The sequence below is a fragment of the Parafrankia sp. BMG5.11 genome (genome assembly GCF_004337455.1).
Window position 1 is genome coordinate 230,150 of record NZ_SJXI01000059.1, and the last position, 21,118, is coordinate 251,267.

The window sequence follows — 21,118 nt, forward strand, 5'->3', positions numbered from 1 at the left end:
CTGAGCAGCCCGAGCAGAAGAAGGAGCCCGCACGCTTGACGTCCTCCCCCGCGTGAACGCGAGGGATTCCAACTCCTACACACCCACCAGAGGAGGTGTGGAATGTTGAGGTTCGCGGTTCGCGGGCGTGACCGACGCCGCCCCTCCCCGCGTGGTCACGGCCCGTCCAGCCGCGATGTTGCATGCCGCGTTCACGTCCGCGTTGGTCGTGTGTCCGCAGGCGACGCACCGGAACACCGCTTGGCTCTCGCGGTTTCCGGGCGCCACATGCCCGCAGGACGAGCAACACTGACTGGTGTAGGCGGCCGGGATCTTCTCCACCCGGCCGGGTGCTTTCTGTTCCAACCGCCGGGCAAGGAGACCCCAGCCGTTGGCGAGGATTCCCCGGTTCAGTCCGGCTTTCTGTCGAACATTCCGGCCCGGCTGGTCGACAGTGCCTCGGGCCGACCGGGTCATGTTCGTGATGCGGAGATCTTCCACCCGGATGACGTCGAACCGGCGGGAAAGATCGGTGGAGGTTCTCTCCACCCAGTCTTTCCGCCGGTCGGCCTCCCGGGCCTTCATCCGGGCGATCCGGGTCTTCAGTCGGCCGCGCCGGTTCGACCCGCGTGTGGCTTTCGCGAACCGGTGCTGGAGCCGGCGGAGCCGTTGGGTTTCCTTCGGTCTCAGCGTCGGGCAGGACAGCAGCTCCCCGGTGGACAGCGCCGCGGACACGGCGACACCCCGGTCCACACCGACGACCTCGCCGACCTCGCCGGTTCCCGGCGCGGGGATCGGGTCGGGTGCTACGGCGAACGCCACATGCCAGCGGCCCGCCCGATCCTGTGTCACCCGGTACGACCTGAAGTCCGGGATGCGCCGCGACACGCGGAACCTCACCCAGCCGACTTTCGGGATCCAGCATCGGGACCACTTCCGGTTCAGTTTCTCGACCCTAGCGTTTTTCCCCACGATCTGGAAACCCTCGGACCGGCCACGTTTCCGGAAGGTCGGGCGGCGGTGCGAGCCGTTGAAGAAGTTCCGCATAGCCTGGTCGAAGTCTCGAAGCGCCTGCTGCTGAACGGTCTGCGAACCGACCCGCAGCCACTCGAACTCCGCCCGTGCGTCGGTCAACTGCCGGCAACGCTCCGCATGGTTCGGCGCCTTTCCCCGGGAAGGCGTCCACCACGACTGCTGTTCGACCGCGAGATTCCAGACAAAACGCGCGTGCCCGCAGTGCTCCTCGATTCCGGCGACCTGTTCGAGTGCCGGGTCGAGCCGGTAGCGGGACATACTCTCATTCTACCGAAAGGATTCGCTCATGCGGTCCAGCAAGGGGCGCCGTTTCCTCCCCGGCCTGAAGGCCGGGGTATCCACGGCGAGATCCCGATGACCGACGCGCCCGACCTGACGAACCTCGTCGACCTCGCCGCCGCCCGGTTCGGCGGGTCCGTCGTCGCCGTCAATGACGAGTTCTTCGCGCTCGCCGAGCGCATGCTCCTGGCGGAGGCACCGATAGTCCGTCCGGGGGTGTTCACCGAGCGCGGCCAGTGGACCGACGGCTGGGAGACCCGCCGCCGCCGCGACCTGCCCGCGGCGGACTGGGCGATCGTCCGCCTCGGCGCCCCCGGCATCGTGCACGCGGTGACCGTGGACACGACCCATTTCACCGGCAACGCCCCGGAGTCGGTCGAGCTGCACGGCGCCACCCTTGCCGGCTACCCGTCCGCCGAGGAGGTCGCCGAGGACTCGGTCACCTGGATGCCCCTCGTCGCCCGCACGCCAGTCGCCGCGGACGCCGTCAACGTCCTGCCCGTGTCGGCGGAGGGCCGGCTCCGGATCAGTCACCTGCGGCTGACCATCCACCCGGACGGGGGAGTCGCCCGGCTGCGGGTGCACGGCGTCGTCGTGCCCGACCCGCGGCTGCTCGACCGGGTCACCTCCGACCTGGCCGCCGCCTACCTGGGCGGTGTCGTTGTCGCCGCCAGCGACATGCACTACGGCGACCGGCACAACCTGAACGCCTCCGGCGACGCCCGGGCGATGGGGGAGGGCTGGGAGACCCGCCGCCGCCGCGGGCCGGGGCACGACTGGGCGGTGGTGCGGCTGGCCACCGAGGGGACCGTGGTGCGGGCCGAGGTCGACACCCGCCACTTCCGCGGCAACGCGCCGCGCGCCGTCGCGCTGTGGGCGGCGAACGCACCCACGACCGGCGACGACGACCTGGCCACGGACGCCCTGTCGGCGATCACCGACTGGCGGCCGCTGCTGCCGCGCACCCGGGTCCAGCCGAACACCCGGCACCTGTTCGACCTGGAGGTGCCAGTCGAGGCCACGCACGTGCGGGTGGACGCGATCCCGGACGGCGGTCTCGCCCGGCTGCGGCTGGTCGGCGCGCCGACCGAGGCGGGACGCGAGTCGCTGGCCATGCGCTGGTTCGACTCCCTGACGCCCGCCGCGGCCCGTGAGGAGCTGCTGGCCTGCTGCGGTTCCGAGGACTGGGCGGACGCCGTCGCGGCCCTCCGGCCCTTCGGCACGCTCGCCACGCTGCTGCCCGCCGCCGAGCAGGAGTGGTGGAACCTGCCCGAAACCGCCTGGCTGGAGGCGTTCACCGCGCATCCCCGGATCGGGGAGCGCCCGGCACCCGCGCCGACGCCGCCGACGTCCTCGCGGGCCACCGTCGTCTCCCTCGATGCCCCCCGACGGGAGCAGGCCGCCCTGGACCAGGCGAGCGAGGATGTCCGCGCGGCCTTCGCAGAGGGGAACGCCGAGTACGAGGACCGCTTCGGGTTCATCTTTCTCGTTCGCGCGGCGGGGCGTGGCGCGCAGGAGATGCTGGAGCTGCTCCGGGAGAGGATGGCGAACGACCCCAGGACCGAGCTGCGGGTGGCGGCCGGCCAGCAGGCGGAGATCACCGCGCTGCGGCTGCGCCATCTGATCACCGGCGCCTGACACCTGGTTCCCGGGTCGTGGCGAAGCGACGAGTGGGTCGCCGGCGGGCACCCCGGCGGCGAGCCGGGGAGGGCGACGCGAGTGAGCTTGTCGACCCATGTGCTGGACACCGCCTCTGGGAAGCCAGCCGCCGGCGTGCCGGTGCGCCTTGAACGGGCCGCGGTCACCCTCGACGGCGCGACCAAGGGCTGGCGCCCAGTCGCCCAGGCGGTGACCGATGACGACGGGCGCGTCGGCGACCTGCCCGCGGACCGCACCGGCGCCTGGCGCCTCGTGTTCGACACCACGGGGCATTCGGCCTTCTACCCCGAGGTGGCGATCGTCTTCGTCATCCGGGAGCCGGCCGACCACCATCACGTGCCCCTTCTACTCGCGCCGTACGGCTACTCCACCTACCGCGGCAGCTGACCCGCCCGGCCTGACCCGCCCGGTCCGGCAGGTCAGGCCGGGACCTGCGGAGGTGGGCCTCCGAGGCGGGCGACCGTCTCCTCGTCCAGACCGGCGGCCCGCAGCCGCGCGTCGTCGACCAGGCGGGCGTCCACCGCGCGCAGGACGTGCCCGGCGAGGGCACGCGCGGTCGCCGGCTCGTCGGCGACCGATCCCGACGTGCGGGCGGCTGCGTAGTCCGCCAGCCGCCGCAGGGCGTCGGGCAGTCCGGTGAGCAGGCAGCCCGCCACCGCCGCGTGCCGGCTGACGAGCTGGCCGGGATGCAGATCCCACCCCTGGTAAAGACCTCTCGACCAAGCCCGGCGGACCAGCCCGGCATGCCGGCGCCACGCGGAGCGCACGTCGGAGGCCCGGCCCACCGGCAGCACGTTGGACGAGCCGTCGGCCACGCGGATCCCGGTGCCCGCGGCGGCCAACTGCATCAGCGCCGTGGCGAGCTCGACCCCCGGATGATCGCTGGCCTGGTACTCGGCGGCGATCCCGAGTGCCGCGGAATAGTCGTAGGTGCCCACGTGTAGCCCGGTCAGACGTCCCGGCGCGGCACCGACCAGCGCCGGCAGGCTCAGGACCGCGGCGGGCGTCTCGACCTGGATCTCCAGCGCGACCGGCGGGATGCCGAGCTGCCGTTCCAGCTCGGCGAGGACCTCGCTGAACACGATCACCTGTTCGGGCGCGCTCACCTTCGGCAGGGTCACGACGAGGCCGGGTGGCGGGCCGTCCTCACCACCATCACCGGCGAGGGTGGTGAGGAACAGATCGAGGCTGCGCAGCCCCCGGGCCCGCACGGCGGCGTCCAGCGACTTCGGGCGCAGCCCGTAGGAGGCTGGCAGCGCGCCGGCCGCCGCCGCGGTGCGCAGGGCCTGCGCCGCCTGCACGGCGTCGGCGTCCTCGACCTCGTCCGGGCGGGTCCCGTACCCGTCCTCGAGATCGACCCGCAGATCCTGGATCGGCTCGACGGTCAGCGCCTGCACGACGTGCGCGTACACGGCGGCGGCGATCGCCGGGTCGGAGTCACCCGCGGTCGCCGCGGCCAGGGCATCCGGATCCGGAGCATGGTGGCGCAGCGCCTCCCGGGCGGCTTCGCCCCACTCGAGAACGACGTCCGGGTGCAGCCGGTCGGCGGGCAGATAACAGGTGTGGACGGGCTGGCGGGTGCCCGGATCGCCGGGGAAGCGGGCGGTCAGATCGGCGTCGAGCGGGGCGAGGTCCGCGGTGAGCGCGGCAATGGCGTCGTCGGACAGCGTCGGCACGACTTCAGTGTCAGGCCAGCGACGGGGTGTCGTCCCCATCACGCGTGTCAGAGATGCCGAGCCGAGTCGTCCGCCGATTGCAGGCGGCCCGGCCCACCTGCTCTGGCTTGCAACTGCGTCGTGCCCAGTGGCTCCCGCCGCCAGCGCCGCCGCCGGCGCGTTTGGCACCGATCGGGGGATTCGGCGCACTGCACCGACGGCGGCTGTCTGTGTGGCGGCTCCGTGAACGGCCGATGGATCCCGGCCGGCCGACGGACCGCCGTGCAAGCGGTCATCATGCGTCTGAGCTGCAGCTTTCCGTTCAGGAGCGTACTGCGGAGGGGCCAGGTACCACCAACCGGCCCGGACACAGTCGACTGGTGCGAGTCGACGCTCCCCGACGATCGTGTCGAATCCGTCCGAGAACGTCGGTGGGGCGCTCTCGACGCGCAGCCCCCTCACCTCGCCGGCCCGATCGCCGTCTGTCAGCGCGCCGGAGCGACCGCGGAACGCGTGGGCGACGACGCCCTCCAGGCCGCCCGGACGAAGCGCGCCGAGGGCGTCCAGGTTCGTCAGGCTCGCCGTACACGGAGACCATGCTGAATGAGTCATGGTCCGGTTGCCCGCAATGGACTCCGTGCCGTCGCGGAACGGGGAGACCTCGGGATCGTCGGTCACCGTGGCCCGCGCCTTGAATCCGACGATCACGGTCCGGCCACCACGAGGAGCCTCGAGCAGTTGATCACTGGGGCGCCCCTGTGGATGGCGTGGTCGGCGCGGCCGGGCCCCCACCTGTGCCTCCTGAGGCCCTCGCGGCGTTCGTGCTCGGGGGCACGCTCACGATCACGAGTCGAATGGGTGTGGGCCCGACTGCCCCCGGGACCCGCCACCGCGATCCGGTCGTAGACGCAGATCACATTGGCGGGACCGTTCTGGCTGCTAGCAGGGCCTACGACTCGGCTGCCGATCAACGCGGCTACGTGCATCATGATTCCTGGTTCTCTCTCATGAGCCTCTGGTGCACGTGGTGACAGTGGGCTTAGCTCAATATCGATATCAGTGCCATCTTTTGTTGAGTCATTCGCGTCCCAACCTTGACGGTGTGAGACTGATTCGCTAACGGTTTATGTCTATTTGGTGCACTCGTTGATAAGTGGTTAACGGTGTCGTGGTCGTGCGTCGACGCTCGGCTGCCGATGCTCGTGCGGCTGCAATCTCTTGTGTGTATCGATGGGACCGATCGTGGAAGAGGTGAGTCGGCTGTTCCGTGTCGCGGTCACTTTACCTCTTCTCGTGCTTGATGTGTCGAGGAGTGTGAGTGCCTGGGTGAATGTGAACTTAGTGTGGTCTCGTCTGGTTCGCGCTTGTCGGGGTGGCGCACACACCTTTATGATCGAACGTGTGTTCGATTCGATTGTGGGATGGGTGTCTGCGCCATGAATACCGCGCGGAGTGTGAAGGTTGACGACAGCGGTTCCGGCCCGGTCGACTCCTCGGAGCAGGAGGGGGTGTTCGAGGGGCGGGTGCGTGTGCTGCTGGGTCAGATCGGTGCGGCGGTCCGGTCGATAGCGGCGAGCCACGCGGACCTGCTGGCGCTGTTGGCGCAGTTCGCGGACCTACGGCCCCCGGCGGCCGGTCGGGAGGTTCTGTTTGACGAGTTCGCTCCGGAGGATGTCGCGGCGGTGCTGGGGCTGTCCCCGCAGGCCGCGGCGAGCCAGATGCTGTTCGCGTGCACGGTGGCGCGCCGGCTACCCCACGCGGTGGAGGCGTTGAAGGCCGGGGTGCTGGATCTGCAGCGGCTGCGCTCGTTGGAGAACGCGGTCCGCCCGCTCAACGACCCGCTCGTCGCGCAGGTCGAAGCACGCGTGCTGGCCGGCGGCGCCCGACCCACCCGCGGAGCGTTCACCGACGCGTGCCGCCGTGCCGTACACCGGCTGGACCCGGCCGGCGCGGCCGAACGCGCGCGGGCGCGGAAAAAGGAACGGCGGGTGTGGGTGTCACCGGGCGAGGACGGGACGAGTTGCCTGTCCGCGGTGCTGCCCGCCGACGAGGCGACCGCCTGCTACCAGCGGGTCGATCAGATCACCCAGGGGATCGCCGCGCACCGGACGGCCGAGGACACCCGCAGCCGTGACCAGATCCGCGCGGACGTCCTCGTCGACCTCCTGTGCGGGCGGACCGAACACGCGGTGCCACTGCCGTGCGAGGTGCAGGTCGTGGTCCCGGTGACGGTCCTGCTGGGCCTGGCGGAGGATCCCGGGGAGATCCCCGGCTACGGGCCGATCCCCGCGGCGGTGGCCTGGGAGATGGCCGCACGGCCTGGATCGACATGGCGGCGAATCCTCACCGACCCTCAGGGCACGCTCGTCGAGATCGCCGACCGGCGCTTCCCCACCGCGGCCCAGGCCCGGCACGTCCGCGCGCGGAACCGCAACTGTGTCTTTCCGGGTTGCGCACGTACGTCGCAACGCGCGGACATCGACCACACGGTGGCGCATGCGACCGGCGGGCCGACGCTCACCCGGAATCTCGGGCCGACGTGCCGCAAGCATCACCGTATGAAGCACTCCGGCCGTTGGCGGTTGACACAGCCGGAGAAGGGAACGTTTGTCTGGACGGGTCCGTTTGGGGCGACACTCGTCACTCACCCACATTCATACATCGAACCGCAACACAACTCCGGTACAACGGGAGAGGGTGGCGATGAACCGTCAGGCATGACCGTCTCGGGGTGGAAAATACCCCACGCCACACAGCCACCATTCTGACCCCCGCCACACCCAGTTCCGGAACCGGAACCGGACTATGAGGTTCCACGGTCAGGTGCGGAGCACCCGGGTTGATCTCAACGGGCGGAGATTTCGGTGTTGGGGCGTCGAACTGCCTTCTATGGGCCAGAATGCTCAATGTGATTTTGCCGCCCCGACGCTGTCGCCGCCGGTATTGATGGGAACGGTCGGATCGATGCCCGCATCGTCGAACGCCGCTTGGATGCCGCCGGCGATCCGGCGGTGCCGGACGAGCATCTCGTCGAGATCAGGATGAACCGGCACTCCGTTCTCCACCACCAGCCTGCCGGCCACGATCGTGTGCCGGGCCGCTGTGGGCCCACAACGCAGCCAGGCGTCGATCGGATCGGAGAGTGCTCCCGCGTACGCGACCCCGTCCAACGGCCAGACGACGAGGTCGCCGACAGACCCGACGGAGAGCTCACCGATCTCACCGGTCCTGCCGAGACAGCCTGCGCCGCCCCGGGTGGCGATCTCCAGTGCGTCCCGGGCGGACATCGCCGCGGCGCCGTGTCGCAGCCGGCCCAACAGCATGGCGGTACGAGCCTCCAACCACAGCGAGGCGGAGTCGGCGGATGACGACCCGTCGCAGCCCAGGCCGACCGGGGCGCCGGCCGAGCGGAGCTCGGCCACGGGCGCGAGGCCGCCGCCGAGAATCATGTTGCTGCTCGGGCAGTGGGCCACCCCTGTGCCCCACCTGCCGAGCTGCTCGACCTCCTCGTCATTGGGGCAGATGCAGTGCGCGACCCACGCCCGGTCGCCGCCCCAGCCAACCTCCGCGAACTGGTCGATCGGACGCCGTCCGAACACCGCCAGGCAGTAGTCGTCCTCCTCAGGGTCCTCGGCGAGATGCGTGTGTAGCCGGACGTCCAAGGACTCGGCCAGTTCCGCGGTGGCCCGCATGAGTTCCGGACTGACGGAGAACGGCGAACAGGGGGCCAGGGCGATCCGCACCATCGCGCCGTGGGACGGGTCGTGATGCTGGGCCACAAGCCGGGCGGAGTCGGCGAGGATCTCATCCGCGTCCTGGACGACAGAGTCAGGAGGGAGCCCGCCGTCCTTGACCGAAAGCGACATCGAGCCGCGGGTCGGGTGGAACCGCATGCCGAGGGTCCGGGCTGCCGCGATCTCGGCGGAGATGAGATCGCCGCCACCGCGCGGGTGCACGTAGAGGTGGTCTGTTGATGTCGTGCAGCCGCCGAGTGCCAGTTCGGTCAGGCCCACGTAGGCCGAGGTGTGGACGGCCTCTTCGTCCAGCCGTGACCAGAGTGGATAGAGCGTGGTCAGCCAGGTGAAAAGGGTGCCGCCGAGTGCCGGAGCGAAGGAACGGGTGAGGTTCTGGTAGATGTGATGATGTGTGTTCACCAGGCCCGGCGTTATGAGACAGCCGTCGGCACGCAGGGTCCGGGTCGCGGTCGGGGGTGTCTCCGCCGGGCCGCCGAGGGAGCTGACGAGGCCGTCGGTGATTGCTACCCAGCCGCCTGGGATCTCTCGGCGGTCGGCATCGACCGTGGCGACAAGCTCCGCGCCGATCACCAGGAGATCGACAGGAAGATGATCCGGGCGTTGCCCCGCCGTTGCGTCGCCAGCCGCGGCCGTGCCGCTTGGCCTGGCTGGGCCGCCTGGGCTGCTGGTCACGGAGCCGGATGCGGTCATAGGCGCTGATTCTGCTGTTCCGGCGTTACACACGGATGACATGTGGGGCGGGTGGCGTGTTGGACGGGTCCGGCGTGCTTGAGGAGCGCGAGCGGCGGATCGTGGCGATCGACGACCCTGCCGATCCCCGGGTTGAGGACTATGTGGCGCTGACCGACGTGGCGCTGCGCCGGCGGCGTGAACCCGCGGAGGGGTTGTTCATCGCGGAGGGCGAGAGGGTGATCGACCGCGCGCTACGGGCGGGATACCGGCCGCGCTCGGTTCTGGTCTCGCCGGCGCGGCTGGGGGGAGTTCCGGAGCGTTTCTGGTCCACGCCGACGCACGGCGGGCACGGCGGGCATCGCGAATCTGCCGGGGATGACGAGCACAACGGTCGCGAGCGGCCGGACCACCATGAGGCGCCGGTCTATGTTGCGGGGCCAGCCGTGCTTGCGCAGATCACCGGCTTTGAGGTGCACCGGGGTGCGCTGGCGTCGATGTGCCGTCGTCCGCTGCTCAACCCCGTGGAACTGCTCCGCGTCGCGAGGCGCGTGCTGGTCTGTGAGGACCTGGTCAGCCACACCAATCTCGGCGCGATCTTCCGGTCGGCGGCCGGGCTCGGCATGGACGCGGTCATGCTGAGCCCGCGGTGCGCGGATCCGCTCTACCGGCGCTCCGTGCGGGTGTCGATGGGCGAGGTCTTCGCGGTTCCCTACGCCCGGCTTGATCCGTGGCCGGGAGCGTTGTCCCTGCTCGGTGAGGCTGGGTTCGAGGTGCTCGCGCTGACGCCCGCGTCCGACGCTGACGAACTGGCGGTCGCAACGGCCGGTCCCGGTGATCGCGTCGCTCTGTTACTGGGGACGGAAGGCCAGGGCCTGACCAGCGAGGTCCTGGCCACGGCGACCCGGCGGGTTCGGATTCCGATGGCCCACGGCGTGGATTCGCTGAACGTGGCGGCGACGGCGGCAATCGCCTGTTATGTGTTGGGCGTCCGCCCGTGACGACCGCTCAGGCCGACGACGCCAGCCAGCTTCCCACCGGCCCGGGAAGATTCCTGACGGCCCAGAAGACGGCGATCAACGCAGGCAACAGCGGCAACAGGCGGGGCGGGAGGCTGGGAACCCGACGGCGCCATCCCGCGCATCGTGCCATCGCGATCAGCCAGCCGAGGGCGAGACCGGGCGCGGCGAGGACGAAGAACAGGTTGTGGTCGGCGGCGGCGGTCGGATGGCCGTGCAGGAGCTGGTGCAGTCCGCGTAGAGTCCCGCAGCCTGGGCAGTCCCAGGTTGTGAGGGCCCGGAAGGGGCAGCTCGGATAGTGCCCCGGCTCGGCCGGGTCGACCAGGTAGACGCGGACGCACACGCCGACCGCCAACGCGCCCACGGCGCTGAACCCCGCCAGCCGCGCCCGAGGTGACCGGTTCAGGTGCGGCGCTAACGGCCTTCCGGATCGGTACCGACGGCCGACCGTGAGGGCCGGTTCGGATCGAGCCGGTTCGGATCGAGCCGGTTCGGATCGAGCCGGGTTGGATGGGGCCTGCGCGGCGGGCCTTGGTGCGGACGGCGCCGGTGTGGAGGGCGCCGGTGTGGAGGGCGCTGACGCGGAGCGCCTCGCTCTGATGGAGCGTGGCGCACGGGTTCCCACCAGCCGAGCGTAGACGAGGGCACACTTCTCCGGCGCACCGTCCGCCGGCCGTTGCGGCGGCCCCGTTGACGTCCGCGGAGGATGCTGGAGGCAGGCGGCGTCGGGAGTGGTCGGGAGTGGCAGCGGCAGCCGGGTGCGGCGGCGGAGCGGAGTGATGTGCATGGCACAGGCCGGCGATCGGGACGTGGCACGCGGGCGGGGGAGCGCCGGTCCGGTGCCGCCGTACGCGGCGCGGGCCGAGGGAGCGGACGATCCCGGCGCGGACGCCCCGGGATACTCCGGCCTGGCGACCTTCGCCGGTCTGCCCTGGATGCCGGGAATCGACGATCTTCGGGCGCGCCGGCCCGATGTCGCTGTGGTCGGGGCTCCGTTCGACATCGCGACCACGCACCGGCCGGGCGCGCGTTTCGGCCCGCGGGCGCTGCGCGCTCAGGCGTACAACCCTGGCACATATCATCTTGATCTTGGTATAGAGATCTTCGACTGGCTGGACGTCGTTGACGCGGGGGACGCGCACTGCCCGCACGGGCTGACCGAGGTCTCACATCGCAACATCCGGGCGAAGGTCGGCGACGTCGCGCGGCTCGGCGTCATCCCAGTGATCATCGGGGGGGACCACTCGATCACCTGGCCGGCGGCGAGCGGGGTCGCCGAGGCGGTGGGCTGGGGTGAGGTCGGCCTGCTGCACTTCGACGCCCACGCCGACACGGCCGACATCATCGACGGGAACCTGGCCTCGCACGGGACGCCCATGCGGCGGCTCATCGAGTCGGGGGCGGTGCGCGGGCGCAACTTCGTCCAGGTGGGGCTGCGCGGGTACTGGCCTTCGCCGGACGTGTTCGCGTGGATGCGCGAGCAGGGTATGCGCTGGCACCTGATGCACGAGATCTGGGAGCGGGGGAGCCGCGAGGTGGTCGCCGAGGCGATCGCGCAGGCGGTGGACGGCTGCCGCGCGCTCTACCTGTCGGTCGACATCGACGTCCTCGACCCGGGGTTCGCGCCTGGGACGGGCACCCCCGAGCCGGGCGGCATGAACCCGGCCGACCTGCTGCGGGCCGTGCGGCAGATCGCGCTGGACACGCCGATCGTCGCCGCGGACATCGTCGAGGTCTCGCCTCCGTACGACCACGCGGAGACGACGGTGAACAGCGCGCACCGGGTCGCGATGGAGATTTTCGCGGCGTTGGCGCATCGCCGCCGTAGCGCGGCCGGTGGGACGGCGGACCTTCCCGCGGGGCTCCCGGAGATGAAAGCTGGGTCTTGAACTCAGGCGGCTGTCGGTTCCTGGTGGAGTTCACCGGCCGTGCCTACCTGGAGGATCCGTCCGCCGCGCATCACGGCCAGGCGGTCGGACAGCGCCAGGGCCTCCTCCCGGTCGACGGTGGCGTGCAGCACGGTCACCCCGACCTGTCGTTGCAACGCCTTGAGCTCGTCGCGCAGGGCGCGGCGCAGCCGTTCGTCCTGGGAGCCGAGGGGGTCGTCCAGCAGCAGCACCCTGGGGCGCAGCACCAGCGCCCGGGCCAGCACGACCCGTTGCTGCTGCTCGGCGGAGAGCTGGGGCGGGCGGCGGCGGGCGTACTCCGACATCTGGACGACGGCGAGGGCGGAGCGGACCCGCGCCGAGGTCCCGGCCCGGCCCGGCATGGTGACGCCCCGCGCGTGCCGCAGGCCGAAGGCGACGTTCGCGGCGACGTCCAGGAAGGGGAACAGGGCGTAGCCGCCGAAGACCGCGTTGACGGGGCGGCGGTGGGCCGGCATGTCGGCGAGGTCCTCGCCGTCAAGACGAACATGCCCGGACGACGGTTCGTCGAGTCCCGAGATCAGCCGGAGGGCCGTGGTCTTGCCGCATCCGGACGGACCGAGAAGGCAGAAGTACTCGCCCGCCCGGACCGTCAGATCGACGCCGTCAACGGCAGCCACGTCCCCGAACCGTCGGCTCAGCCCGACCATTTCGATCTGTCCGCCCCGACGACCACTGTCCGCCATGCTCACCCCCAGATCTCCCGGCCCGCCGTGGTGCGTACCGGGCGGGAACGACAGTCTCACCCCGGCGCGGGATGCGACCGGCCGCCCCGTAATCCACGGGATGTCGAGCGCCTGCGGATGGAGTGCTGTTGGGCGGCAGGTGATTGATCGGGGGTGGCGCGGCGCGGGAACGTCCTCCGGGTAACGAGCTTGGGAACATCCGGGCGGTATCGGCGTGTGAACGGACGTCCGGAACGTCGATGCGGTAACGCCCGGGCTCAGGAACGGGGATCGAGGTGGAGCGCGTCCTCTTCCGCGGTGCGTCGCCACGCCTCGTGGTCGGTCGGCGTGTGCGCGCGATGGGCGCCGTCGGTGCTCTCCACGACCTGATCGAGCCCCGAGTCGTCGAACTCGGAATCGCCGGATGGTCCATCGGGGTAGATATCGGGACCGTCTGCCGAGCCGGAGCCGTTCCTTTCGGCCTCGGCGTAGGGATCCGGGTCCGGGATCTCGGCGGCGAGCTGCCGGTCGAAGGACGAGGCGCGTTCTTCCCGCGGGGTGATCGGATTGCTGATCAGCCTACTCGGCCGGTCCGGTGGATCCCAGCTGTCGTCGAGGGGATCGAGTCCGGCGTCTGTGGATCCGAGGTCGTCGCTGTCGGTGATCTCGGCTCGTTCCAGCGGGCTGTTGCCGTCCATGGGATCGCGGACGTCCCGGTCGGGCTGTTCGGGGTCCGAGGCGGGCCATGTCATCGCTGCCTCCTGTTCCGGCGTGAACGGCCGAGTTGTTCCGTGAACGGCTGCTCCATGAACGGCGGAGCGTGGGTGGCCGGTCGCCACCCGCGCAGTCTCTGACCATGGCCCTTCCCGGGAGCGAGTGGGCTAACCGGGTCATCCGACGAGTAGCCCGGCCGGTCGCCCACCCCCGCTGACGGAAGCCGCGGCAATACCGTATAGCGTCCCCAAATGTGGCTACTGTTGCTGAGCGGATTCTCGGGCAGCTCGCGCGCATTCCCGACGGTCTGGACGACGGCAGTCTGGCCGCGGCGATCAGCGCCAATCGCGCAACGGTGAACCAGGTGTGCCGCCGGCTCGCTGCGCAGGGCCGGTTGGACCGATCGCCGGGTCCTGGCGGGCTGATCGTCAATCGTCTCGTGGACGTCCCCGAGAATGCCGCGACACACGAGCGAACCGGCCCGCCCACACCCGCGCCGGAGCCCGCCCCGCCCCTCGATCCGCCGAACCCCGCGCCGGCCGCGGTCGCCGCCGCCGATCCGCCTGCCGAGCCCGAGCCGGTCGCCGAGCCCGAACCGGTCATGGACGTCGCGGCACCGGCAGCCGTGACCGAGATGCCAGGCCCGGTGGCGGCCGTGGCGGAGCCCGACGTCGAGGTGCCGTCGACGGAGCCGCCTGTGGCCGAAGCTCCGCTGGCCGTGTCGCCGCTGGCCGTGCCGCCGGTGACCGAAGCCGTGGTGCCGACGGCATCCGCGGAATTGGCGGAGCCAGTGGTCCCCGCGGAGCCGGCGCCGGCCGAAGCCTCAGCGGTCGACGCGGACGGGGCGGCCTTGAACGGGGCGGCCTTGAACGAGGCGGCCTCGGATGAAGCCGACGCTGTCGAGGTCCACGCTGCGCAGGTTGAGGCTGTTGAGGTCGAGGCAGCCGCTGAAGAAGTCGGTGCTGTCGAGGCTCACGCCGCCGCCGCCGCCGAGGTCGAGGTCGCCGAGGTCGCGGTCGATGCTGCCGCCGAGGTGGAGGTCACAGGTCCGGCTGAAGTGGTCGCGGCGGTGGTGACCATACCGGTGATGATCGACGAGGTCGCGCCGGTTGTCGAGGTCACCGAGCCGGTGGTTGCCCGTCCCGTCGAACTCGGAGCGCACGCGACCGGTCTCACCGCGGCCGACGGCGCGCCCGTCGCGAACGACGCGCCCGTCACAGGCCTGAACGGTGCCACCGACGTGATCGCGGCGGGCGCCGTGGCACGGGACGAGGATCCCGTCGCGGCGCTGGGTAAGGCGATGGCGGCGCTGGACGAGGCGGTCGCGGCGATCACCAGCGTGGCGGCAGCCGCGGTGCCGTCGCCACGCGTGGCCCAGACGGAGCCCGAGATCCTCGCTTTCGCCACCCCGTCCACCGGAGACGCGCAGGCTTCATCGCCGCGGACTGATCGTTCGCGGCCTGACATGGCGGCGGGTCCTGGCCTTGCCGCCGGGGACGCGCCCGTGGACGACCGGTCCGCGCATGCCGTCCAGGAACCCGCCGCGGCCGATCCCGCGGAGGGGGAGAACCCGTCGTCCGGAGCGGATCCGGTGGCACAGGCCGGCCCGACCGCGCCCGCGGTTCGGCGAACGTGGTGGCGCCGGCTGTTCGTGCGCGGCACCGGATGACAAGCAGTTTGCTGCCGGTGGCGACATGTTCGCTGTCGGTAGCCTGACGCGCGGGGTCCGTGCGGAGCTCGTTGTGCGCGAGCGTCATCCACCAATCATGAGGAGTGCATGTTCATGCGAGCGAGATCGCTCGTCGCTGCCGTCGTGCTGTCGTCGTTGGCTCTTGTTGCCTGCGGTAGCCGCGCGAGTGATTCCGGTTCGTCCGACAACGCGCCGACCGGTGGCACGTCGACCAACACCGCATCCGACACCGGGGTGTCGCCGACCGAGATCAAGGTGGGTGTCATCGCGGGGCTGAGTAGCGGCCTCGGCCCTGACACGTTCTCCGCCTCGCTCTACGGCGCGACCGCCTACTTCGAGGCGCTCAACGCGCGCGGCGGGATCAACGGTCGCAAGATCGACGTGGTCGACTGCGACGACAAGGGCTCCGGCGACGGCAACGTCGCCTGCGTGCGCCAGCTGATCGACGACGACGAGGTGTTCGCGCTCGCCGGGGTGACGGCCTTCGACTACGCCGGCGCCCAGTACGTGAACTCGAAGGGTGTGCCGGACATCGGCGGCCAGCCGGTGTCCGCGGCGTACGACCAGTACCCGCACCTGTACTCGATCTACGGCAGCTACTACCCGCGGGACGGCCGCCGGCCGGGCTTCGACGGGACGCTGTACGCGGGCACCGAGAACTACCGCTGGTTCAAGGAGAAGCTCGGCGCCCGGGTGGCCGGTGTCGTCTACTACAACGTCGCCCCGTCACAGCGCTACGCGACCTCGATCGCCGACGGCCTGCGCGCCGAGGGTTACGAGGTCATCGAGGAGCAGATCAACCTCGGCGCGCCGAACTGGGACGCCGCCGTGCAGGACATGAAGCGGCGCGGCGCCCAGGTCGTCTTCGACGCGATGGACGACGGTGGCAACAGCCAGCTCTGCCAGGCGATGCAGCGCCAGGACCTGACCGTGCAGGCGAAGGTGACCACCGCGCAGGGCATGGCGGGCAACATCGCGCAGATCTACGCGAACTCGCCGCAGTGCCGGAACACCATCTTCGCGACCAGCACGTCGGCGACCTTCTCCGACGAGTCGATCCCCGCGGTCAAGGCGTTCCGGGACGCGGTGGCGGCGCACGTGCCGGCGGACCGCGTCGCGAAGATGAACCAGTGGATGCTCGAGGGCTACGCCTCGGCGCAGTGGCTGGGCGACGCGATGGAGTCCTGCGGGGCGGATCTGACCCGTGCGTGCGTCGAGAAGTTCATGAACCGCTCCGAGCCCTACGACGGTGACGGGCTGCTCATCCCGCGCGGCTTCAGCAAGCTGGCCCAGGCGCCGGCGGAGTCGAAGAACTGCGTGAACGTCGCCCGCTGGCAGGATTCGGCGAACGGCGGCAAGGGCGGTTGGGTCACCCAGAGCGGTGCCTTGAACAGCACCTGCTTCACGGTGCGCAACCTGCCGTACCCGGCGGCCTGACGCCGGCCGGGGCCGTCCGGAAGCACTCCGGACGGCCCCGGACCCGCACCCGGAGAGCCGGCAGGGTCGGCAGGGTCGGCAGGGTCAGAAGAGGATCAGGCGCCGGCGGCGAGCAGTTCGCTCGCGCCGAGTTCCGCCGGTGTGCCGGCGAAGGTGACCTCACCACGGTGCAGCACGTACACCATGTCGGCGAGGGCGAGCGCCTCCTCGGTGTACTGGTCGGCCAGGATCACGGTCGTGCCGGCGTCGGCGACCGTGCCCAGCCAGGCGAACAGCTCGCTGGCGACCTTCGGGGACAGGCCGAGCGACAGCTCGTCCACCATGAGCACGGACGGGCGCGCCAGCAGGGCGCGGGCCAGCGCCAGCATCCGGCGCTCACCGCCCGACATCGATCCGGCCCGCTGGCCCAGCCGCTCCCGGAGCCGGGGGAAGGCATCCAGAGCGGGCGAGATGTCCGGGTTCCCGCTCGCCTCGGCGATGATCTGCAGGTTGTCGCGGACGGACAGCGTCGCGAACACGGCGCGCTCGTCCGGGACCAGCATCAGCCCGCGCCGCGCCCGGTTCACCGTGGTCATCTTCGTGATCTGCTCGTCGCGCCAGGAGAGCGCGCCGCTGCGCAGGGGGATGAGCCCGGCGATGACCCGCAGGGTCGTGCTCTTGCCCGCGCCGTTCGCGCCGAGCAGCGCCGTCACCGCGCCAGAGGGAATCGCCATGGTGATGCCGTGCAGCACCTCGATGGTCCGGTACCCGGCCCGTGCGTTCTCCAGCCTCAGCTCGACGGCCGGCAGCTCACCGTCAGCCGGCAGCTCACCCGCGTCGGCCTGCTGTCCGATGCCGGCGGACGGGCCGGACTGCGGGCCGCGCTGCGAGGGCGGGCCGGCGGGCTCGAACCGGCCGACGCCGCCGAGCTGCCCGTGTTGCCCGTACCGGTCGGGGTCGCTGTGGGAGGTCACCGGTTCTCCAGGAGGGCGCGGTAGTGGTGCGGCGGGCGGATCATCGCCCGGCCGAAGACATGGCCTGGGAGCCGGCCGCCGGCGAACCGGCCGCGGCGACGCCCGGCCCGAGGGAGGTCGTCGCCTGCGAGGTCAGCGGCCCCTGCGCCAGGTACACCGAGCGGACGGTCGGGTCGTCGCGGACCGTCTCCGGTGCGCCCTCGGCGACCACGCGGCCGCCGACCATCGCGTAGACCCGGTCGACGACGCGGAACACCAGGTCCACGTCGTGGTCGACGAGCAGGATCGCCACGCCGTCGTCGGCGATCCGGCGGACCAGCACCGACAGCTTCTCGGTCTCGGCGGCGTCGAGCCCGCTCGCCGGCTCGTCCAGCAGCAGCACGTCGGGACGGGCGCACAGCGCGCGGGCGAACTCGACGAGCCGCAGCGCGCCAGTGGGCAGCGTTCCGGCGACGGTCCCGCGGATGTCCTCGAGCCCGAGTGAGCCCAGGACCTCCTCGACGACCCCGAGCGCGTTCCCCCGGCCGCGTGAGCCCATCCCGAGCAGGCCGCCCGCGTAGTCGCGGCGCCGGTTCTCCGCGGCGACGAGCAGGTTGTCGGCGACGGTGAGGCTCGGGAACAGCGAGGGCACCTGGAAGGTCTGCACCAGGCCGCGCCGGGAGCGGGCGTCCGGGCGCATCTTGGTGATGTCGCGCCGGCCGAGGTGCACGCGGCCCTCGTCGGGCTGCTCGACGCCGGTGAGCAGGCTGAACAGGGTGGACTTGCCGGCGCCGTTCGGGCCGATGAGGCCGGTGACCTGGCCGCTGGGCACGTCCATGTCGACATGCTCGACGGCCGTCAGCCCGCCGTAGCGGCGGACCAGGCCACGGGCCCGCAGATCGTCGCGGCTCATGACGCGCCTCTCTCGACCGGGTATCCGGGCAGGTGCGGTCGGTGCCCGACCAGCTCCCGGCCGTCTGTGGAGTCGTCCGCCGCCGTGCGGGCGCTCGGCAGCGCGTCCAGGCTCAGCCCGGTGCGGGCGGCGTGTGCGGCGACCGCGCTCAGCAGCGCCGCGCCGAAGGCGGTCGGTGCCGGTGCTCCCGGCGGCAGCACGATCCGCAGCTCGCCGAGAGCCGCTCCGCCGCCGGCGCCCGGGACACCGGGCACGTGGCCCGCGGCGCCGCCCGCGGCGAGACGGGCGCTGGCATGGCGGGTGGGCTGCGGCGCGGGGACGAACTCGTCGGCCAGCGTGCGGGCGACCAGCGCGAAGCCGGCCCGGACCGCGGACGCGAGGCCGCCGGGCATCCAGCCCAGCGCCAGGGCGAGGATGCCGACCGCGAGGATCGACGAGCCGGCCGGGGCCAGCACGTCGATGGTGACGATGAACGCCGCCGCGATGATCGCCCCGGCGGCGCTGTCGGCACCGAAGACGATCACGGCGGTGAACCACAGCAGGCTCTGCAGCGGCGCGAAGTCGTCCGCCGCGAACGAGGAGGAGCTGAAGGTCAACAGCCCGCCGCCGAGGCCGGCCACGACCGAGGAGACGGTGAACGCGAGCAGTTTGAGGTTGCGGACGTCCACCCCGACCGCCGCGGCGCCCTCGGTGTGGTCGCGGACGGCGAGCAGGGCCCGGCCGAGCCGGCCGTGGTGCAGGTTGCGCACAACCAGCAGGCCGACGGCCAGGCAGACCAGCTCGAAGATGTAGAAGGCCTCGTCGGTCAGTTCGGAGCCGAAGAACGTCAGCGGGTCGACGTACAGTCCGGTCGCGAAGGTCGGCTGCTCGAAGACGAAGCGGCTCACGACCGCGCCGACCGCGAAGGTCGTCAGCGCGAGGGTCAGCCCGCGCCGACGGATCGCCGGCCATCCGGTGATCAGCCCGATCGGCGCGACCAGCAGCGCGCCCAGGAACATCGCCCACATGCCGGGGATCGCCGGGATGCCGAACAGATCGCCGTTGGCGAGCTTGAGGGTGAGCAGGGCGCCCAGGCCCGCGTAGCCGGCGACGCCGAGGGAGAGCTGGCCGCTGTAGCCGGTGAGGATCACCAGCGAGAGGAAGATCAGGGCCAGGGCGGGCACCATGAACGCCGAGCGCAGGTCGGCCGGGGCGAAGGTCAGCGGGGCCAGTAGCAGCGCGGCACCGCCGAGCTTGCCGAGGATGTCGCGCCGGGCCTCGTGCCGGCTGACCGGGCCGGCGGGGGGAGCGCCCCGGCTGGAGAAGCTCCCGGTCGAGCCGGAGTCGCCGTTGCCCAGCTCGCGCAGCTTGGGTACCACGAGCAGCAGCACCAGCAGCGCGAAGATGAACAGGTTGGACTGCAGAACGATGAGGATCTGGCCGGCGTCACCCTCGAGGGTGAACTGCTTGAGCTCGCTCTGCAGGACGGCGATGCCCAGCGCGGTCAGCACCGCCACCGGCATGCTCGACAGCCGGGCGGCCACGACGACGGCGAACGTCTCCAGGACGAGCAGGGTCAGCCCGTACGGGTTGAGCTGGAACCGGGGCGCCAGCAGGATGCCGGTGAGGCCGGCCATCGTGGTGCCCAGCGCCCACCCGGCCGCGGCGACCCGGTCGGCGGGCACGCCGGAGAGCTCGGCGAGCTGGCGGTCGTCGACGACGGCCCGGATCTGGCGGCCGAACTTCGTCTTCGCCGCGATGAGCCCGAGCACGATGCAGAACGCGACGACCATGGCCAGCTCGGCCAGGGCGTCGACGCCGATGCGGGTGTCACCGAAGATCGTGACCGACTCGTTCGGGAAGATGCTCGGCGCGTCGCTGCGGGAGCCCAGGCCCCAGATGCCGGCCGTCATGCCGAGCGTGAGGACCAGGACGCCGAGGCTTGCGACCAGCGACTCGGCGGCGGAGGCGCGTCGACGGGCGAGCGGGCGGAACACGAGCCGTTCGAGTAGAAGCCCGATGCCGGGGGAGAGGATGCCGAGGGCGATCACCGCGGCCAGCCAGATCGGCAGGTCCCACTCGACGACCATCTCGCGGAACACGTACGCGACCAGGGTCGCGATTCCGCCCTGCGCGAGGTTGAGAACGCCGTTGGTGCGGTAGGTGACCAGCAGCCCGATGCCGGAGAGGGCTGCGATGGCCCCGATGGAGATGCCGGCGAGAGCAAGATCGATACTGGTCATCCGGTCACCCCGGGAAGGGTGTCGACGGTGCCCATGGTTTCAGTGCCCATGGTGTCGCCCCGGGCCCGCTCAGTACCGCTGGCCGGGCGCGGCGGTGCTGATCTCGGTGGCGCCGGTGTGGTTCGACATGGCGGGCTGACCGGGGTGGCCGCCTGCGCCGGTGTGCTCCCCGTTCGCCGCGCCGCTGGCGGCGGCCGCGATGATCAGCGTGTGCAGGTCGTCGACCTGGCCGGCGAGCCGGTTCTGCGCGGCCTGCGTCGCGTCGACCCGGTCGGCGATCAGCAGGGCGCTGCCCACAAGGACGAGCGCAAGCCCGCCGAAACCGCCGGACACGACGTACGGCAGCTGGTAGGCCACGTCGGTCTCCTTGGAGACCCCCAGGTAGCACCCCAGTAGCAGGACTCCGCCCGCCGCCGCGACCACCCACCCCCGCAGCGCTCGCACGACATCGACGACGAGGCGCGACGTAGGTCGCGCTCCGGCGGCGGCTGCGGTCTGCTCGTCCACTTCGTCTCCCCCAAGGAGCGTGTCGGCTGTGCCCGTCGCCATGACGCGCCGCGGGGCACGTCC

General features: G+C 71.4%; 17 protein-coding genes. 7 read left to right on the plus strand and 10 right to left on the minus strand.

The window, feature by feature from the left end; genetic code table 11:
- Nucleotides 1–75: 75 nt before the first annotated feature.
- Nucleotides 76–1,272 carry an RNA-guided endonuclease TnpB family protein gene (locus tag E0504_RS33965; RefSeq protein WP_131626597.1) on the minus strand — a complete coding sequence of 399 codons (1,197 nt, stop codon included), beginning with the start codon at nt 1,270–1,272 and terminating at the stop codon, nt 76–78.
- 96 nt (nt 1,273–1,368) lie between these two features.
- Here E0504_RS33965 and E0504_RS33970 point away from each other — a divergent pair, with 96 nt between their 5' ends.
- On the plus strand, nt 1,369–2,931 hold the full coding sequence (locus E0504_RS33970; protein WP_112108454.1) for an allantoicase: 1,563 nt from the start codon (nt 1,369–1,371) through the stop codon (nt 2,929–2,931).
- Between the two features lie 81 nt (nt 2,932–3,012).
- Complete coding sequence (gene uraH, locus E0504_RS33975) at nt 3,013–3,339, plus strand: hydroxyisourate hydrolase (protein WP_112108455.1); 327 nt, start codon at nt 3,013–3,015, stop codon at nt 3,337–3,339.
- Nucleotides 3,340–3,371: 32 nt separating this feature from the next.
- Here the strand turns inward: uraH and E0504_RS33980 are convergent, their stop codons facing one another.
- Nucleotides 3,372–4,628, minus strand: coding sequence for an aldolase/citrate lyase family protein (locus tag E0504_RS33980; protein WP_243657744.1), 1,257 nt, complete (start codon nt 4,626–4,628; stop codon nt 3,372–3,374).
- A gap of 1,415 nt (nt 4,629–6,043) precedes the next feature.
- Between E0504_RS33980 and E0504_RS33985 the strand changes: the two genes are divergently transcribed.
- Entirely contained in the window at nt 6,044–7,375 is a 1,332-nt protein-coding gene (locus E0504_RS33985) for an HNH endonuclease signature motif containing protein (protein ID WP_131626599.1), read from the plus strand.
- Between the two features lie 135 nt (nt 7,376–7,510).
- Here E0504_RS33985 and E0504_RS33990 read toward each other — a convergent pair whose 3' ends face one another.
- Complete coding sequence (locus E0504_RS33990) at nt 7,511–9,052, minus strand: 8-oxoguanine deaminase (protein WP_373693965.1); 1,542 nt, start codon at nt 9,050–9,052, stop codon at nt 7,511–7,513.
- A 35-nt stretch (nt 9,053–9,087) separates the two neighbouring features.
- On the opposite strand from E0504_RS33990, the gene E0504_RS33995 reads away from it, so the two are divergent.
- The gene (locus tag E0504_RS33995) at nt 9,088–10,032 is read left to right on the plus strand and encodes an RNA methyltransferase (RefSeq protein ID WP_131626600.1); all 945 of its coding nucleotides are present in this window, start codon (nt 9,088–9,090) and stop codon (nt 10,030–10,032) included.
- Nucleotides 10,033–10,039: 7 nt separating this feature from the next.
- Here the strand turns inward: E0504_RS33995 and E0504_RS34000 are convergent, their stop codons facing one another.
- A complete protein-coding gene (locus E0504_RS34000; RefSeq protein ID WP_112108458.1) occupies nt 10,040–10,414 on the minus strand; it encodes a DUF2752 domain-containing protein in 375 nt (124 codons plus the stop codon).
- A gap of 421 nt (nt 10,415–10,835) precedes the next feature.
- Between E0504_RS34000 and speB the strand changes: the two genes are divergently transcribed.
- Complete coding sequence (gene speB / locus E0504_RS34005) at nt 10,836–11,939, plus strand: agmatinase (protein WP_373693966.1); 1,104 nt, start codon at nt 10,836–10,838, stop codon at nt 11,937–11,939.
- Between the two features lie 2 nt (nt 11,940–11,941).
- Here speB and E0504_RS34010 read toward each other — a convergent pair whose 3' ends face one another.
- Together E0504_RS34010 and E0504_RS34015 are read right to left on the minus strand one after the other, a co-directional pair.
- Complete coding sequence (locus E0504_RS34010; RefSeq protein WP_235014686.1) at nt 11,942–12,595, minus strand: ABC transporter ATP-binding protein; 654 nt, start codon at nt 12,593–12,595, stop codon at nt 11,942–11,944.
- Nucleotides 12,596–12,918: 323 nt separating this feature from the next.
- Nucleotides 12,919–13,392: a hypothetical protein gene (locus E0504_RS34015; protein ID WP_020463123.1), complete on the minus strand. Its 474-nt coding sequence runs from the start codon at nt 13,390–13,392 to the stop codon at nt 12,919–12,921.
- Nucleotides 13,393–13,607: 215 nt separating this feature from the next.
- Between E0504_RS34015 and E0504_RS34020 the strand changes: the two genes are divergently transcribed.
- Both E0504_RS34020 and E0504_RS34025 read left to right on the plus strand, forming a co-directional pair.
- The gene (locus tag E0504_RS34020) at nt 13,608–15,023 is read left to right on the plus strand and encodes a hypothetical protein (RefSeq protein WP_131626602.1); all 1,416 of its coding nucleotides are present in this window, start codon (nt 13,608–13,610) and stop codon (nt 15,021–15,023) included.
- Between the two features lie 114 nt (nt 15,024–15,137).
- Nucleotides 15,138–16,481, plus strand: a complete 1,344-nt coding sequence (locus E0504_RS34025; RefSeq protein WP_112108467.1) for an ABC transporter substrate-binding protein — start codon at nt 15,138–15,140, stop codon at nt 16,479–16,481.
- A gap of 95 nt (nt 16,482–16,576) precedes the next feature.
- On the opposite strand, the gene E0504_RS34030 is transcribed toward E0504_RS34025, so the two are convergent.
- The 4 genes from E0504_RS34030 to E0504_RS34045 all read right to left on the minus strand — a co-directional run bounded on the left by E0504_RS34030 (nt 16,577) and on the right by E0504_RS34045 (nt 21,055).
- Nucleotides 16,577–17,434, minus strand: coding sequence for an ABC transporter ATP-binding protein (locus tag E0504_RS34030; protein ID WP_112108461.1), 858 nt, complete (start codon nt 17,432–17,434; stop codon nt 16,577–16,579).
- Between the two features lie 40 nt (nt 17,435–17,474).
- Entirely contained in the window at nt 17,475–18,326 is an 852-nt protein-coding gene (locus E0504_RS34035; RefSeq protein WP_071060414.1) for an ABC transporter ATP-binding protein, read from the minus strand.
- Complete coding sequence (locus E0504_RS34040) at nt 18,323–20,548, minus strand: ABC transporter permease (protein WP_112108462.1); 2,226 nt, start codon at nt 20,546–20,548, stop codon at nt 18,323–18,325. Before E0504_RS34040 ends, E0504_RS34035 begins: the two co-directional genes overlap by 4 nt.
- Before the next feature lie 69 nt (nt 20,549–20,617).
- Nucleotides 20,618–21,055: a hypothetical protein gene (locus E0504_RS34045; RefSeq protein WP_020463117.1), complete on the minus strand. Its 438-nt coding sequence runs from the start codon at nt 21,053–21,055 to the stop codon at nt 20,618–20,620.
- Between the last annotated feature and the right edge of the window lie 63 nt (nt 21,056–21,118).